Consider the following 15873-nt stretch of genomic DNA (forward strand, 5'->3'; position numbering starts at 1 on the left):
ACCTCCATGAACGACTTCGAACGAATCGGCACCTTGGCGCCGCGCCGCCGGACCGTGCTGCGCCTGCTCTCAGCTTCGTCGCTGGGCGCCGCCGTGCTGCCCGCATTCGCGCAAGCACCGTCGCGCCTGCCCAGGCTCGTGACCGTGAGTGGCGCGATCACCGAGATCGTCTACCTGCTCGGCGCCGAAGGGCAACTCGTGGGCACCGACACCACCAGCCTGTATCCGGCGGCGGCACGCGGCACGCCCAAGGTCGGCTACATGCGGCAACTGTCGGCCGAGGGCCTGCTCTCGCTGAAGCCCGACGCCATCATTGCCACCAACGAATCGGGCCCGCCGGTGGTGCTCGACCAGGTCCGCAGCGCGGGCGTCAAGGTCGAGATCATCGAGGCCGACCACAGCTGGAGCGAGGTGCAGCGCAAGGTGCAGGCCGTGGGCCGCGCCGCCGCCAAGGAGGCGCAGGCGCGCGAACTGCAGGCCAGGCTCGATGTCGAATGGGCCACCGTGCAACAGCGCGTGGGCGCCGCCAAGGGGCGCAAGCCGAAGGTGCTGTTCGTGCTGTCGCACAGCGCGAGCCCGCAGGTCTCCGGCGAGAAGACCGCCGCGCATTCGGTGATCGGCTTTGCCGGCGGCGTGAATGCGCTGGGCGGCTTCCAGGGTTACCGGCCCATGACGGCCGAAGCCATGGCCAGTGCCGCGCCCGACATCATCCTCACCAGCACGCAGAGCATCGAGGCCCATGGTGGCGTCGACAAGTTCTGGCAGCGGCCCGAACTGGTGCTCACGCCGGCCTACAAGAAGCGCGCGTTGATCACGCAAGACGCCTTGCTGCTGCTGGGCTTCGGCCCGCGCACGCCGGCGTCCATCTCCGATCTGCACGACAAGTTCCTGGCTGCCGTGGCATGAGCCAGAGGTTCACGGCACGGGCCGTGCTGGGCGGCAGCGCGCTGCTGCTCGTTGCGGCCTTCGTGGTGGGGGCGGTGTCCGGCGCCTACGCCATCAGTCTTTCGCAACTCTGGAACGTGCTCACTTCGCTGGGGCAGGGCGGGGCCGACAAGTCGCCCGAGCACCTGGTGTTTCTCAACATCCGCCTGCCGCGCCTCGTGCTCGGCGTGGCGGCGGGTGCGGGGCTCGGCATGGCGGGCACGCTGATGCAGGGGCTGTTTCGCAATCCACTGGCCGACCCCGGGTTGGTGGGCATCAGCAGCGGGGCTGCGTTGGCGGCGGGCGTCACGATCGTGCTTGGCGCATGGCTCTGGCCGGTGCTGCCCCGCACGCTGGGCAGCTGGACGCTGGTGCTCATGGCCTTCGGCGGAGGCTTGTCCGTCACCTTGCTGATCTACGGCCTCTCGCGCAGCGAAGGCGGCACGCGCATGGCGTTGATGCTGCTCGCGGGCATCGCCGTCAATGCATTGGCGGGCGCGGGGCTGGGCTTCCTGAGCGTGATGGCGACCGACGAGCAACTGCGCAGCCTGCAGTTCTGGCTGCTCGGCAGCCTGGGCGGGGCGCGCTGGAGCGCCGTGCTGCTGGTCGGCGTGGCGGTGCTGCTGTCTTGCGTGGCGGCACGGTCGCTCGCGGCGCCGCTGAATGCCATCGCACTCGGCGAGGCGCAGGCGGCGCTGCTCGGCGTCGACGTGGAGCGCACCAAGCGGCGCGCCATCGTCGTCACGGCGGTGGCCGTGGGGGCGGTAACGGCCACGACCGGGATCATCGGTTTCATCGGGCTGATCGCGCCGCACTGGGTGCGCATGATGGCCGGGCCGGACCATCGTGTGGTGCTGCCGGCTTCGGCCTTGTTGGGCGCGGCACTGGTGCTCGCGGCCGACACCGTGGCGCGCACCGTCATGGCACCGGCCGAACTGCCGCTGGGCGTGCTCACCGCGTTCATCGGCGTGCCTATGTTCCTGTTGATGCTGCGGCACTTCAAGGGGCGCATATGACGACGGAGACCACGGCCACCACGGCGACCCTGCAACGCGACCCGATGGCGCTGCGTTGCGACGGTGTCGAAGTACGGATCGGAGCGAAGACACTGCTGGCGGACGCTTCGGTCAGCCTGGCGCCGGGCCGAGTGACTGCCATCCTCGGCCCCAATGGGGCTGGCAAGTCGACGCTGCTGTCGGTGCTGGCCGGCCAACGCGTGCCGACGCGAGGCAAGGTGACGCTCGACGGCCGCGCGCTCGCGGACCACGGCATGCCGGCGCTGGCGTTGCGCCGGGCGCTGATGCCGCAGGAAAGCGCGGTCGCCTTCGATTTCACCGCGCAAGAGATCGTCGCGCTGGGGCGCTACCCGCACCGCAAGGCGCCGGGGCACGACGAAGACGCGGTCATTGCCGAGGCGATGGCGCTGACCGACGTGTCGGCGCTGGCGTCGCGCGTGCTCAACACGCTGTCGGGCGGGGAAAAGTCCCGAGTCCACATGGCGCGGGCGCTGGCCCAGCTGTGGCACGCGCGCCCCGACGGCGCCACCCGCTGGCTGCTGCTCGACGAACCGACCGCGGCACTGGACCTGGCGCACCAGCATTCGGCGATGCGCCTGCTGCGTGCCTGGGCACAGCGCGGCGTGGGCGTGGTGGCCGTGCTGCACGACCTGAACCTGGCGCGGCGCTATGCCGACGAGGTGGTGGTGCTGGCCGGTGCGTCGGGCGGGGTGTGGCAGGGCGCGGCGGCCGAAGTGCTGGAGCCGGCCCTGATCGAATCGGTCTGGGGAACGCCCTGCCAGCCCGTGACGAGCGCCGACGGCACCGTGCAGTACCTGTTCGGCTGAATAAGAAATAGCGCCTCGCGGCCATCAGATGGTCGCCGGGCGCTATTCAAAAGATAGCAAAAATCAGTACGTCAGCCGCTCGGGCCGCAGTTCCTGCAGGATCGTCGTCGCGATTTCCTCGATCGACTTGGTGGTGGTCGACAGCCAGCGGATGCCGGCGCGCCGCATCATCGCTTCGGCTTCGCTCACCTCGTGGCGACAGTTTTCGAGGCTGGCGTAGCGCGAATCGGGCCGGCGCTCGTTACGGATCTCGCTGAGCCGCTCGGGCTGGATCGTCAGGCCGAAGATCTTCTTGCGGTGCGGCAGCAGGGCCGGTGGCAGCTGGCGGCGGTCGAAGTCTTCGGGAATCAGCGGGTAGTTGGCCGCTTTCAGCCCGTGCTGCATCGCCAGGTAGAGCGACGTGGGCGTCTTGCCGCTTCGGCTCACGCCCACCAGGATCACGTCGGCGCCCTGCAGGTCGCGGTTGCTCTGGCCATCGTCGTGCGCCAGGCTGAAGTCGATGGCGGCGATGCGGGCGTTGTATTCCTTGCTCTTGCTGACATCGCTGAAACGGCCGATGCGGTGGTTCGACTTCACGGCCAGCTCTATTTCGAGCGGGCGCACGAAGGTGCCGAACATGTCGAGCAGCATGCCCTTGCAGCCGGTTTCGATCACTTCCAGCACGTCCATGTTGGCCAGCGTGGTGAAGACGATGGGGCGCACGCCCTCCAGTTCGGCGGTGTGGTTGATGTGCCGCACCGCCTGGTGCGCCTTGTCGACGGTGTCGGTGAAAGGCAGCCGCACGTGGCGGGGCTTCATCTCGAACTGGGCGAGCACGGCGTTGCCGAAAGTCTCGGCAGTGATGCCGGTGCCGTCGGAAATGAAGAAAACAGTGCGTGTATGCATGGTGTTGCTCTTGCGGCCTTGTCCTGCGGCGCGCGCGACCTTGCCACGCCTACAATCCGGGCCATTATCGGGAATCCGCTTTCCCAGCCCAATTCTTTCCATGCACACCGCGACCGCACCCAAAGCAACGACAACGATCGTGCCGCGCCGTCTGCATGCAGCGCCGGTTTCAACTTCTGGAGCTTCCCCATGTCTGCACTTTTCGACGCGACCGCCCTGGTCGTACCGTTTGAAAACCTGAGAATGACCGACGTCGAGGCGGTTGGCGGAAAAAACGCCAGCCTCGGCGAAATGATCTCGCAGCTGCCGCAGGGCGTGCGCGTACCGACCGGTTTTGCGACCACGGCGCATGCATTCCGCCAGTTCCTGGCCCACGACGGCCTGGCCGACAAGATCAGCAAGCGGCTCGCCGCGCTGGACACCGAAGACGTGCGCGCGCTGGCCGTGGCCGGCGCCGAGATTCGCGCCATGGTCGAGGCCCAGCCTTTCCCGGCCGACCTGCAGAAGGCCATCGGCGAGGCCTACGCCAAGCTGAGCGCCGGCAACCCGGCCGCCTCGTTCGCCGTGCGTTCCTCGGCCACCGCCGAAGACCTGCCCGACGCTTCGTTCGCGGGCCAGCAGGAAACCTTCCTGAACGTGGTCGGCATCGACGACGTGCTGCACAAGATGAAGGAGGTGTTCGCCTCCCTCTACAACGACCGCGCCATCAGCTACCGCGTGCACAAGGGCTTCGAGCACGACGTGGTCGCTCTGTCGGCCGGCGTGCAGCGCATGGTGCGCTCCGACCTCGGCGCCGCTGGCGTCATGTTCACCATCGATACCGAATCGGGCTTCGAAGACGTGGTGTTCATCACCTCCAGCTACGGTCTGGGCGAAACGGTGGTGCAGGGCGCGGTGAATCCCGACGAGTTCTACGTGCACAAGCCGACGCTGCGCGCCGGCAAGCGCGCCGTGATCCGCCGAAACCTGGGCTCCAAGCTGATCCAGATGGAGTTCGCGACGCCCGAAGAGAAAAAGGCCAGCGGCAAGCTGGTGAAGACCACCGACGTCAAGGCCGAGCAGCGCAACCGCTACTCACTGAGCGACGCCGACGTCGAGCAACTGGCCAAGTACGCGCTGGTCATCGAAGAGCACTATGGCCGCGCGATGGACATCGAGTGGGGCAAGGACGGCACCGACGGCCACCTCTACATCCTGCAGGCACGCCCTGAAACCGTGAAGAGCCAGCAGCAGGGCAAGGCCGAGCAGCGCTACAAGCTGCTGGGCAAGGGCGCAGTGCTCGCCGAAGGCCGTGCCATTGGCCAGAAGATCGGCACCGGCCCCGTGCGCCTGGTGCACAACATCAGCGAAATGGACAAGGTGCAGGCCGGCGACGTGCTCGTCACCGACATGACCGACCCCAACTGGGAACCGGTGATGAAGCGCGCCGCCGCCATCGTCACCAACCGCGGCGGGCGCACCTGCCACGCGGCCATCATCGCGCGTGAACTCGGCATTCCGGCCGTGGTCGGCTGCGGCGACGCGACCGATCTGCTGAAAGAAGGCACGCTGGTCACCGTGAGCTGCGCAGAGGGCGACACCGGCTTCATCTACGACGGCCTGCTCGAAACCGAAGTGACCGAAGTGCAGCGCGGCGTGATGCCCGAGATCGACCTGAAGATCATGATGAACGTGGGCAACCCGCAGCTCGCCTTCGACTTCGCGCAACTGCCGAACCACGGCGTGGGCCTGGCGCGCCTCGAATTCATCATCAACAACAACATCGGCGTGCACCCGAAGGCGATCCTCGACTACCCGAACGTCGACAACGACCTGAAGAAGGCCGTCGAGTCGGTGGCCCGCGGCCATGCGTCGCCGCGCGCCTTCTACGTCGACAAGGTGGCCGAAGGCATTGCCACCATCGGCGCGGCCTTCTGGCCCAAGCCTGTGATCGTTCGCTTGTCGGACTTCAAGTCGAACGAGTACCGCAAGCTGATCGGCGGTAGCCGCTACGAGCCGGAAGAAGAAAACCCGATGCTCGGCTTCCGTGGTGCCGCGCGTTACCTGAGCGCCGACTTCGGCGAGGCCTTTGCAATGGAATGCGAAGCCCTGAAGCGCGTGCGCAACGACATGGGCCTGACCAACGTGCAGATCATGGTGCCCTTCGTGCGCACCCTGGGCCAGGCCGAGCGCGTGACCACGCTGCTGGGTGAGCACGGCTTGAAGCGCGGCGAGAACGAGCTCAAGCTGATCATGATGTGCGAAGTGCCGAGCAACGCCATCCTGGCCGACGAGTTCCTGCAGTTCTTCGACGGCTTCTCGATCGGCTCGAACGACCTGACCCAGCTCACCCTGGGCCTGGACCGCGACTCCGGCCTCGAGCTGTTGGCCGCCGACTTCGACGAGCGCGACCCGGCCGTCAAGGCCTTGCTGAGCCGTGCCATCAAGGCCTGCAAGGCGCAGGGCAAGTACGTCGGTATCTGCGGCCAGGGCCCCAGCGACCACCCGGACTTCGCGCTCTGGCTGGCGGAAGAGGGGATCGAATCGATCTCGCTGAACCCCGACAGCGTGATCGACACCTGGCAGCAGCTGGCAAATCGCTGATTGCTGCTGATTGCAGCAGATCGATTGATCGCCCGGCGGCGGGCGCTCCCTGTGCCCGCCGTGCGACAGACTGCGGAAATCCCCATCGGGGGATTCCCCGTGTCAGCTTCCTGTCATTGAATCAAAGTGTGTTTCTGGTGTCAGACTTGTGACATTCACAGGGCGGCGCATCCCGGCAGCTTGCCTGGGGCGGCCTCGGTCGTCGCGGCGACTTGCCAGCACCTCGCGGGGAGACCACCATGATTCTTGTCAAGACAGAAGCGGGGCACCAGGCCCTGAAGGACCGCTCGGTGCCGCTGTCGCCGCGCCAGCGCTCCGCATTCATCCTTTTCGACGGCAAGCGCTCGGTCGACGACGTGCTCGCCGCCGGCATGGGCATCGCGCGTGAAGACATCGACCAGATGGTCGCGCTGGGCGTGCTGGAGCCGGTGGGCGGCAAAACAGCGTCGCTGATGGTGGGCGAGGCGCCCGCCGAGCCTTCCAGGCCTGCCGCGCAGGCTGCGGCGCCACCCCCGGTGCCGCCGTCTTCCGGCCGAAGCAAGCAGCAACGGTACAAAGACGCCTATCCCATCGCGACCCAACTGACCGGCAGCCTGGGCCTGATGGGGTTCCGGCTCAATCTCCAGGTCGAGGGCACGACCAGCTACGACGACCTGGTGGCGCTGGCTCCCAAGATCCGCGCCGCGGTCGGCGCCGAGAAGGCCGCGGCCCTCGACAAGGCCCTGAACGACTGAGCGATTTGCCAGGTTGCGAATTTCAAGACTATAATCGCCGGCTTTGCCTTGCCACACTGCGCCCGACGCTGCAGGTGGCTTTTCCTCTTCTACGGAAGAATCCACAAGGAGTGCCATGCGTCACTACGAAATCATTTTGCTGATCCACCCGGATCAGAGCGAACAAGTTCCGGCAATGCTGGAGCGCTACAAGGGCCTGATCACGGCCGGCGGCGGCAAGATCCACCGCGTTGAAGACTGGGGCCGCCGTCAGCTGGCATACCAGATCAACAAGCTCAACAAGGCCCACTACCTGTGCGTCAACATCGAAGCTGAGCAAACCGTGATGGGCGAACTCGAACACGCGTTCAAGTTCAACGACGCCGTGCTGCGCCACCTGACCGTTCAGAAGAAGAAGGCCGACACCGGTCCTTCGTCGATGATGAAGACGGTCGAGCGCGAAGAGGCTCGCAAGGCCCAGCAGGCCGAATACGCCGCCAACAACAACTGATGGCGTGACTGCTGCCGCTGCGGCAACCGGGGTCAACCAGCTTTTGCTGACCGCCTCTGTCGCCGAACTCGGAGCCCTGCGATTCACGCCAGCCGGCTTGCCCGCCATCGATCTGAAGCTCGACCATGAGTCGACGCTTCTCGAGGCAGGAAAAGCCAGGCAGGTGAAGACGGCCCTCAAGGCCGTTGCCTTCGGCGCCATCGCCGAACGGCTCGCAACGCAGTCGATGGGAAGTCTCTGGCGTTTTCAGGGATTTCTCGCGACACCGGGCAACGGCAAGCATCCGGTCCTGCACATCCAGGATTTTCAGCAAGATTAATTTTCGACAAGAGGTCCCCAAATGGCCACGTTCAAGAAATTCAACAAAGACAAGCGCCCGAAGCGCAACACCCAGTCGCTGCTGTTCAAGCGCAAGCGCTTCTGCCGTTTCACCGTCGCTGGCGTCGAAGAAATCGACTACAAGGACATCGACACGCTGCGTGACTTCATCAGCGAAAACGGCAAGATCATCCCCGCACGCCTGACCGGCACGCGCGCGATCTACCAACGCCAGCTGAACACCGCGATCAAGCGCGCTCGCTTCCTGGCCATGGTGCCGTACAGCGACCAGCACCGCGTCTAAGGAGCCGAGACCATGCAAATCATTCTTCTGGACAAGGTTCTGAACGTCGGCGGCCTGGGCGATATCGTCAAGGTCAAGGACGGCTACGCACGCAACTTCCTGATCCCGACGGGCCGCGCCCGCCGCGCCACGGCTGCCAACAAGGCCGAATTCGAAGCCAAGCGCGTCGAACTCGAAAAGGCTGCGGCCGCCAAGCTGGCCGACATGCAAGCCCAGGGCGAAAAGCTCGGCGGCACGACCGTCAAGCTCACGCAAAAGGCTGGCGTCGATGGCCGCCTGTTCGGTTCGGTCACCAACGGCGACATCGCCGAAGAACTGGGCAAGCAAGGCTACAAGGTTGTCAAGTCGCAAGTGCGCCTGCCCAACGGCCCGATCAAGGTCGTCGGCGACAGCACCGTGAGCGTTGCGCTGCACACCGACGTGGTGGTCGACATCACCGTCACGGTCTACGGCGAAACCGCCTGATCCCGAACAGCGCCTCGTGCGCTGTCGAAAAAGCCGCCTCCGGGCGGCTTTTGTTTTTCCGCGACCGAGGTTGAAGTTCTCCGGTGGTATTGCACTGGAAGATCACCGTTTATTCACAACCTTGTCCACACGCGCAGCGCCGTGCGCGGCTTAGCATGCAGGGTTGCAAGGGAAGTCCATGTCCGCCGTTTTCTCCTATCCCGACGGTAATTCGTCGGCCGACCGCCAGATCGCCCAACTGCGCATTCCGCCTCACTCCATCGAGGCCGAATCGAGTGTGCTCGGTGGCCTGCTGCTCGACAACGGCGCGTGGGACCGCATGGGCGACCTGCTGGTCGACGGCGACTTCTATCGCCACGAACACAAGCTGATCTACGCGGCCATCGGTGGGCTGATCAACGCCACCAAGCCGGCCGACGTGATCACGGTCTACGAGCAGTTGCAGAACCTCGGCAAGGCCGACGAGATCGGTGGGCTGGTCTACCTGAATTCGCTGGCGCAGTACGTACCGAGCGCGAGCAACATCCGGCGCTACGCCGAGATCGTGCGCGAGCGCTCCATCCTGCGAAAGCTGGTGTCCGCCGCCGACGAGATCGCGACGCAGGCCTTCAACCCGCAGGGCAAGCAGGTCGACAAGATCCTGGACGAGGCCGAGCAGAAGATCTTCAACATCGGCGAAGAAGGCACGCGGATGAAGCAGGGCTTCCAGAGCATGGATGCCCTGGTGGTCGAGCTGCTCGACCGCGTGACCGAGATGGCCGAGAACCCGAACGACATCACGGGCATTCGCACCGGCTTCCACGATTTCGACAAGATGACCTCGGGCCTGCAGCCGGGCGACATGATCGTGCTGGCCGCGCGCCCATCGATGGGCAAGACCTCGCTCGCGATCAACATCGCCGAGCACGTGGCGCTCGAAGAGGGGTTGCCGGTGGCGGTGTTCTCGATGGAAATGGGTGCCTCGCAGCTGGCGGTGCGTATCGTGGGCTCCATCGGCCGCATCGATCAGGGCCACTTGCGCACCGGCAAGCTCAGCGACGAAGAGTGGCCGCGCCTGACCGAAGCCATCGAAAAGCTGCGCACTGTGTCGCTGCACATCGACGAAACGCCGGGCCTGTCGACCAGCGAACTGCGCGCCAATGCGCGCCGGCTCGCACGCCAGTACGGGCGCCTCGGCCTGATCGTCGTCGACTACCTGCAGCTCATGTCGACCAGCAGCTCGGGCGACGAGAACCGGGCCACGGCCGTGGGCGAAATCTCGCGCGGCCTGAAGATGCTGGCCAAGGAACTCAAGTGCCCGGTGATCGCGCTGTCGCAGCTCAGCCGCGGCGTGGAAAGCCGGACCGACAAGCGTCCCATGATGAGTGACTTGCGCGAATCCGGCGCCATCGAGCAGGACGCGGACATCATCATGTTCATCTACCGCGACGACTACTACGACAAGAACAGCAAGGAGCCGGGCGTGGCCGAGGTGATCATCAGCAAGCACCGTAACGGCCCTACGGGCACCGTGAAGCTGGCGTTCCTGAAGCCGATCACCAAGTTCGAGAACCTGGCCAGCTACAGCCACAACGAACAGTACTGACAGGCAGAGAAAGGCGCCGTCACCCAGGCGCGTGCGTGGTCGCGAAGGCGGGCTACTTCTTCAAAGGCTCGATCTTGCCGTGGGCTGCCTGGGTCTCCACCTGCCGCAGCATGTCGGCCAGCGTCTTACCGGGCTCATCGCGAAAGCGCTCGGGCAGCAGCTCGATGGCGTCCATGCGGTCGAGGCGAAAGCCGCGAAAGTCGTTGCGCAGTTCGCACCAGGTCGACAGCGTCCAGACCTTGCCCCAGTAGAAGCAGCCCAGCGGCCGCACCGTGCGCACGCTGGCGTCGCCCGACACATCCCGGTAGTCCAGGCGCAGCTTGTTGCGCGACTGCACCGCTTCCCGTAGGGTCTGCAGCCGTGCGCGCAGCGCATCGTGCAGGCCCAGCGCGGGCGCATACAGCGCCAGTGCCTCGGCCGACACACGCGCGGCCGGCGGCAGCACCGACAGGATCTTGCCCAGCCCGGTTTCGATGTCGCGCGCAAGTGCGGGGTCGACCCAGCTTTGCGCGAGCCGCGCCGCGGCCACCAGCGCCGAGGCTTCGTCCTGCGTGAACATGAGCGGCGGCAATTCGAAGCCCACGCCCAGCCTGTAGCCCATGCCGGCCTCGCCCTCGATGGGCACGCCCTGGTGCTGCAGGTCGGCCACGTCGCGGTACACCGTGCGCTCGGACACTTCGAGGCGCTGCGCCAGGAAGGCGGCCGTGGTGAGCCTGCGCCCACGGATGAGCTGCACGAGCTGGAACAGGCGGTCGGCGCGGCGCATCAGTGCGTTCCGGTGAGCTTCTTGGCGAAGTCTTCGACGAAGTAGCGCTTGCCGCGCTGCACGACCGTGTGGCCTTCGGCTTCCAGCTTCGACATCTGCGCCTCGATGCCGCCGGGGTACTTGGCATTGAGCTCGCCGCCGATCTTGAGCGTGCGCCAGTAGGGCGTCTTGCTTTTGGGCAAGGCGGCTTCTTCGGCCGCGTGCGCGACCATGTGCGCAAAGATCGCCGTGGTCACGGTGCAGCCGATGGTTGCGCCGTGACGCGCCGCGATGTCTTCGCCGATGCCCATGACCGTTGCGAGCCGGCCTTCCGGAATGCTGCGCATCGCTGCCTCCACTTCTTGCGGCGACGGCGTGGCGATGGTCCCCTCGCCATGGCGGGCGCGCATGGCGGTGGGGATCTCCTTGATGTTCGGCAGGTGAGGGTAGCTTGCGAGCCGGTCGTGCCAGCTCTTTCGTGGGCTCATGCAACTCCGATGTAGATCGCCACCTTGTCGGGGCCTTCATAGGCCTCGAAATCGCTGCGGTAGCTGCGCACGATTTCCGGGTGCGCCTCGAAATACTGCCAGATGCGCTGCCAGGTGGCGATGACCATCTGCGGCATTTCGCCCTGGCCGGTGAACACGAGGTAGTTGCCGGCCTCGATGGCCACGGTGTCGTCGCCCTCCGCGACGGCAAGGCCCGCCGTCACGTCGAAGGCGCCGTGTGCGTCCGATTCGTAGGCCGAGTACACGCCGAAGATGCGCGTGTCGCTGGTGCGGCGAGGCATCAGCCCGGCCATTTTTTCGTCGAAGAAGCTGCCCCACAGCCTGCCGAGGCGGGCTGTGGCGGGCGTGGTTTCTTCGCGGTTGGTGGTACGGACCGTGGGGCCCGCGACGCGAAAGGCGTCCTGGTGTTGGCGAATGGGTTCCATTGTTTTCTTCTCCTGCGATGTTGTATTGCGATGACGGGATGGATGGGTGGATGGGTGGGATGAGGGGCCGCTCAAAGAGCGAGCGTTTTCAGGTCGGCCTTCATGGCCCGGGCGATCAACGCCGCGTCGTCGTCGGTGATGTCGAACAGCCCGAAGCGGAACTTGTAGCCCCATTGCTTCGGGTTCTCGATGAAGGCCAGGCGCTCGATCAACGGGGCAATCGGTGCCTCGTGCGCTTTGGCGTAGGCCACGTCGCGGCGCCACGGAACAAAGCCGTTGCCCATGTCGAATTCGTAGGGCTCGCCCGGTTGCACGATGCCGATCGACACGAAGCTCTGGAGCCTGTCGGTGCCGCCGAACACCGTGGCCGGCGCATAGTAGACAACCCGGTCGCCCGCGGCAACCCGCTTGAGCGGCGCATGCTTGCCGTGGCCCGTCTGCATGAAGCCGAGCGGCCGGTGGTCGCGTCCGCGCCGCGCGTGCTCGGCGCTTGCCACGGCGATCCAGTTGCGTTGTGCCATGGCGGATCAGTCCAGCGAGTGCAGGCCGACTTCGTTGCCTTCGGTGTCGCGCAAGTGGGCGATGAAGCCCATGCCCGGCGGCAACGCGGACTTGGGTGCCACGATGTGTCCGCCGGCCGCCTCGACCCTTGCAAGCGCGGCATCGATGCTGGGCATGCAGTCGAGATAGATGCAGATGCCGCTGCCGGCGCGTGCGCTGGTGTTCGCGCCGGCCTTCAGCGCGCCGCCCGTGGCGGGCTCGTCATAGGGGAACACGGCCAGCGTTTCCGGGCCGAAGTCTTCGCGGCGCAGCTTGCGGGCAAGAACGGTTTCGTAGAAGGTCTGGGCGCGGTCCATGTCGGTGACCGGGATTTCGAACCAGGTGATGGCGGTTTGCATTTTGGGGCTCTTCTGTGTCGTTGAAAGGAGCCCCGATGGTGCGAGGGGGCTCCTGACAACGTCTTGTCAGGAGCCTGTCATGACGGACGAAAAAAAGCCCGCGCCGCCCTTGTGGGGCATGCGCGGGCTTCTCGACGGGAGGCGGGTTAAAGCACGTCGCTCGCGAAGTCGGCCAGGCGCGAGCGCTCGCCGCGCGCCAGGGTGATGTGCCCGCCGTGCGGCCAGCCCTTGAACTTGTCGACCGCGAAGGTCAGGCCCGAGGAGCCTTCCGTGAGGTACGGCGTGTCGATCTGCGCAAGGTTGCCCATGCAGATGATCTTGGTGCCCGGACCCGCGCGCGTGATCAGCGTCTTCATCTGCTTGGGCGTGAGGTTCTGCGCCTCGTCGATGATCACGTACTTGTTCAGGAAAGTGCGGCCGCGCATGAAGTTCATGCTCTTGACCTTGATGCGGCTGCGGATCAGCTCGTTGGTGGCCGCGCGGCCCCATTCGCCGGCACCACCGCCGTCGCCCTTGGCCAGGAACTCGAGGTTGTCGTCGAGCGCACCCATCCAGGGGCCCATCTTTTCTTCTTCGGTGCCGGGCAGGAAGCCGATGTCTTCGCCCACGCTCACGGTCGCGCGGGTCATGATGATCTCGGTGTAGCGGCGGTCGTCGAGCACCTGCGTGAGGCCCGAGGCCAGCGCCATCAGGGTCTTGCCGGTGCCGGCGGTGCCGGTCAGCGTGACGAAGTCGATGTCCGGGTCCATCAGCAGGTTCATCGCGAAGTTCTGCTCGCGGTTGCGCGTGTTCACGCCCCACACCGCGTTCTTGCCCGAGCTGTAGTCCTTGAGCGTCTTGAGCACCGCGGTCTTGTCGCGGATTTCGGTCACGCGCGCGTACATGCTCGGCTCGCCCGGCGCCTCGAAGTAGACGAACTGGTTGATGTAGAGGTTGGGCACGATCGGGCCGCTGATGCGGTAGAACGTGTTGCTGCCGCTCTGCCAGCTTTCGACCGTCTTGCTCTGGCGGGTCCAGAAGTCCGGGGGCAGCGCCAGCGAGCCTGCGTAGAGCAGGTCGCCGTCTTCCAGCGTCTTGTCGTTCTGGTAGTCGTCGGCGGCCAGGCCCAGTGCACGCGCCTTGACGCGCATGTTGATGTCTTTCGACACCAACACCACTTCCTGCTTGGGGTGGCCGGGCTGGTCTTTCGCGTACTGGTCGCGCAGCGCCTGCACCACGCCGAGGATCTGGTTGTCGGCCTTGCCTTGCGGCAGGCTCAGCGGCAACGAGTAGTCGAGCGGCGCGGTCTGGAAGAACAGCTTGCCGCCGGCTTCGCGGTGGCCAGTGGTGTCGAGCTTCAGGCCCTTGGCGATGTCGGCGCCTTGCGGGGCGGCCAGCGCGTCGAGCGTGCGGCTGGTCTGGCGGCCGTTGCGCGCGACTTCGGTGGTGCCCTTCTTGTGGCCGTCGAGTTCTTCCAGCACGATCATCGGCAGGAAGATGTCGTGCTCTTCGAAGCGGAACAGGCACATCGGGTCGTGCAGCAGCACGTTGGTGTCGAGCACGAACAGCTTGGCCGGACCGTTGGACTTGCGCTTGGGGCGCGCGGCGGGTGCCTGCGGCGCCGGGGCGGGAGCCGCCACGGGTGCGGGGGCAACCACGGCGGCGGCAGGTTGCTGGACCTTCGTCTCGACCTGCACCATGGCTTGCGGCTGCGGCGCGCTCACCACAGGCTTGGGCGCGGGTTTCGAGCGGGCCCGTCGCGTCGGGCGGGCGGTATCGCTGCCGCCGGCGCCTTCGGTGCCGAGGCTGTCGAACAATTCCAGTGGCTGCGGGCTGCGCTCGGCGGCTTCGTCGGCCCGCTGGTCGCCGGAGCGACGCGAACCCCTGTGCGAAGAACGGGCAGGCGCGTCAAGCGCGTCCGGCGAGAGCAATGCAGCGCGTTTCGTGGGGGCGGGAGGCAATGGCATGTGTCAGATCGCTCGCAGGAAGTGGGAACCAGAAAACGAAAAAGCCGCCTGAAGACCTAGGCGGCTTTGTTCGGGGGATGCGGTCGTGGAGCTCAACGGCATGAAGCCATTATGCACACCGCGGATGACACGCCGGCTGCTCGTTGACCCGCTGCGTTGGGCATTCCCCACGCAACGGCGCAAAAGCGCAGACCCGGCGGCCAGTGTGGCTATCAGGCCGCCTTCTTGAGCGCCTTGACCGCCTTGAGCACGTCGTCGACGTGGCCCGGAACCTTGAGCCCGCGCCATTCGGCCTTCAGGATGCCGTCGGCGCCAATCAGGAAGGTGCTGCGCTCGATGCCCTTGACCTTCTTGCCATACATGATCTTGTTCTTGACCACGCCGAACATGTGGCACATTTTTTCTTCCGTGTCGGCGATGAGTTCGAAGGGCAGCTCGAGCTTGGCCTTGAATTCGTCGTGCGACTTCATGTTGTCGCGGGACACGCCGAACACGGTGGCACCGGCTTTTTCGAAGTCCTTGTAGCGATCACGGAATTGCATCGCTTCGGTTGTGCAGCCCGGAGTGTTATCTTTCGGGTAAAAATACATGACCAGCACGTGGCCGAGATGCGAGGTATTCGAGACCTTGAGGCCGCCCGTGGCGTTGGCGTCGAATTCAGGAATGGGTTTGTTGACAACGATCGCCATGAAACTTGTTTTCTCCGTTAGATTCCGTTCTCCGAGCCCTCTCAGCCTTTTTCGGGGCTTGCTCGACGAATGGAGGATTGGTCGTTGCTAACTTGGGTAGCTGGCCTGTTCGCAACCCAGTATTTTACCCCGAAAACACCTTCATCAGCCAGCCGCCGGGCTCTCGACCAGCAGGGCGGCAATCACGTGCCTGCCTTCGCCGGCCAGGATGTTGTAGGTCCGGCAGGCCGCCGGAGTGTCCATGGTCTCGACCCCGCAGCGCTTGGCCATCAGGGGCTGGAGCCATGCGGGCTGGGGGAAACGGATGCGATTTCCGCTGCCGAAAATGATCAGTTCCGCGCCCAGCGATGCCAGTTGGGCGAAGTGCTCCGGACCGATGTCTTCGAAGCGGGCGCAGTTCCATTCGAAGCGCTCGCCGCGCGAGCCGACCACCACGCTGCCCTCGACTTTTTCGTTGTTGATGGCCACCCAGCCGGGGCCGTGTGCGGTGAGGGACTGGGCGTCGGATTTGTCGGGCTGGAGCTTCATC

The 15873-nt window shown here is 65.6% G+C and carries 19 protein-coding genes; 10 read left to right on the top strand and 9 right to left on the bottom strand.

Going from position 1 to position 15873, the window contains the following annotated elements; translation table 11 throughout:
• Positions 1 to 6 precede the first annotated feature (6 nt).
• From DBV14_RS08190 to DBV14_RS08200, 3 genes are read left to right on the top strand one after another with little or no spacing between them, the layout of a single operon-like run.
• On the top strand, positions 7 to 906 hold the full coding sequence (locus DBV14_RS08190; RefSeq protein ID WP_124458690.1) for a hemin ABC transporter substrate-binding protein: 900 nt from the start codon (positions 7 to 9) through the stop codon (positions 904 to 906).
• Entirely contained in the window at positions 903 to 1940 is a 1038-nt protein-coding gene (locus tag DBV14_RS08195) for an iron ABC transporter permease (RefSeq protein ID WP_124458691.1), read from the top strand. Before DBV14_RS08190 ends, DBV14_RS08195 begins: the two co-directional genes overlap by 4 nt.
• Complete coding sequence (locus tag DBV14_RS08200; RefSeq protein ID WP_260396875.1) at positions 1937 to 2767, top strand: heme ABC transporter ATP-binding protein; 831 nt, start codon at positions 1937 to 1939, stop codon at positions 2765 to 2767. The genes DBV14_RS08195 and DBV14_RS08200 overlap by 4 nt, the downstream gene beginning before the upstream one ends.
• Positions 2768 to 2830: 63 nt before the next feature.
• Here the strand turns inward: DBV14_RS08200 and DBV14_RS08205 are convergent, their stop codons facing one another.
• A complete protein-coding gene (locus tag DBV14_RS08205) occupies positions 2831 to 3652 on the bottom strand; it encodes a pyruvate, water dikinase regulatory protein (RefSeq protein WP_093237002.1) in 822 nt (273 codons plus the stop codon).
• A 189-nt stretch (positions 3653 to 3841) separates the two neighbouring features.
• On the opposite strand from DBV14_RS08205, the gene ppsA reads away from it, so the two are divergent.
• From ppsA to dnaB, 7 genes are all read left to right on the top strand, one after another.
• Positions 3842 to 6235, top strand: coding sequence for a phosphoenolpyruvate synthase (gene ppsA / locus DBV14_RS08210; protein WP_124458692.1), 2394 nt, complete (start codon positions 3842 to 3844; stop codon positions 6233 to 6235).
• 239 nt (positions 6236 to 6474) lie between these two features.
• A complete protein-coding gene (locus tag DBV14_RS08215; RefSeq protein WP_124458693.1) occupies positions 6475 to 6969 on the top strand; it encodes a hypothetical protein in 495 nt (164 codons plus the stop codon).
• A gap of 115 nt (positions 6970 to 7084) precedes the next feature.
• Entirely contained in the window at positions 7085 to 7459 is a 375-nt protein-coding gene (gene rpsF / locus DBV14_RS08220) for a 30S ribosomal protein S6 (RefSeq protein WP_124458694.1), read from the top strand.
• 4 nt (positions 7460 to 7463) lie between these two features.
• Positions 7464 to 7778: a primosomal replication protein N gene (priB, locus tag DBV14_RS08225; RefSeq protein ID WP_124458695.1), complete on the top strand. Its 315-nt coding sequence runs from the start codon at positions 7464 to 7466 to the stop codon at positions 7776 to 7778.
• Between the two features lie 21 nt (positions 7779 to 7799).
• Complete coding sequence (rpsR, locus tag DBV14_RS08230) at positions 7800 to 8081, top strand: 30S ribosomal protein S18 (protein ID WP_007830781.1); 282 nt, start codon at positions 7800 to 7802, stop codon at positions 8079 to 8081.
• 12 nt (positions 8082 to 8093) lie between these two features.
• Entirely contained in the window at positions 8094 to 8546 is a 453-nt protein-coding gene (gene rplI, locus DBV14_RS08235) for a 50S ribosomal protein L9 (RefSeq protein WP_124458696.1), read from the top strand.
• Positions 8547 to 8724: 178 nt separating this feature from the next.
• Entirely contained in the window at positions 8725 to 10131 is a 1407-nt protein-coding gene (gene dnaB, locus DBV14_RS08240; RefSeq protein ID WP_124458697.1) for a replicative DNA helicase, read from the top strand.
• Positions 10132 to 10183: 52 nt separating this feature from the next.
• On the opposite strand, the gene DBV14_RS08245 is transcribed toward dnaB, so the two are convergent.
• From DBV14_RS08245 to DBV14_RS08280, 8 genes are all read right to left on the bottom strand, one after another.
• The gene (locus DBV14_RS08245) at positions 10184 to 10897 is read right to left on the bottom strand and encodes a YafY family protein (protein ID WP_124458698.1); all 714 of its coding nucleotides are present in this window, start codon (positions 10895 to 10897) and stop codon (positions 10184 to 10186) included.
• Entirely contained in the window at positions 10897 to 11364 is a 468-nt protein-coding gene (locus tag DBV14_RS08250; protein WP_124458699.1) for an MGMT family protein, read from the bottom strand. Before DBV14_RS08250 ends, DBV14_RS08245 begins: the two co-directional genes overlap by 1 nt.
• A complete protein-coding gene (locus DBV14_RS08255; protein ID WP_124458700.1) occupies positions 11361 to 11810 on the bottom strand; it encodes a GyrI-like domain-containing protein in 450 nt (149 codons plus the stop codon). Before DBV14_RS08255 ends, DBV14_RS08250 begins: the two co-directional genes overlap by 4 nt.
• A gap of 71 nt (positions 11811 to 11881) precedes the next feature.
• The gene (locus DBV14_RS08260; protein WP_124458701.1) at positions 11882 to 12331 is read right to left on the bottom strand and encodes an EVE domain-containing protein; all 450 of its coding nucleotides are present in this window, start codon (positions 12329 to 12331) and stop codon (positions 11882 to 11884) included.
• A gap of 6 nt (positions 12332 to 12337) precedes the next feature.
• On the bottom strand, positions 12338 to 12709 hold the full coding sequence (locus DBV14_RS08265) for a VOC family protein (protein WP_124458702.1): 372 nt from the start codon (positions 12707 to 12709) through the stop codon (positions 12338 to 12340).
• A 146-nt stretch (positions 12710 to 12855) separates the two neighbouring features.
• Positions 12856 to 14655 (bottom strand): PhoH family protein, encoded by a 1800-nt coding sequence (locus tag DBV14_RS08270; protein WP_124458703.1) that lies wholly within the window; start codon positions 14653 to 14655, stop codon positions 12856 to 12858.
• Positions 14656 to 14867: 212 nt separating this feature from the next.
• Positions 14868 to 15344: a peroxiredoxin gene (locus tag DBV14_RS08275; RefSeq protein ID WP_007830801.1), complete on the bottom strand. Its 477-nt coding sequence runs from the start codon at positions 15342 to 15344 to the stop codon at positions 14868 to 14870.
• A 144-nt stretch (positions 15345 to 15488) separates the two neighbouring features.
• The gene (locus DBV14_RS08280) at positions 15489 to 15872 is read right to left on the bottom strand and encodes an Mth938-like domain-containing protein (RefSeq protein ID WP_124458704.1); all 384 of its coding nucleotides are present in this window, start codon (positions 15870 to 15872) and stop codon (positions 15489 to 15491) included.
• Position 15873 lies beyond the last annotated feature (1 nt).

The organism is Variovorax sp. KBW07 (genome assembly GCF_003852515.1).
In the GTDB taxonomy this organism is placed as follows: domain Bacteria; phylum Pseudomonadota; class Gammaproteobacteria; order Burkholderiales; family Burkholderiaceae_C; genus Variovorax.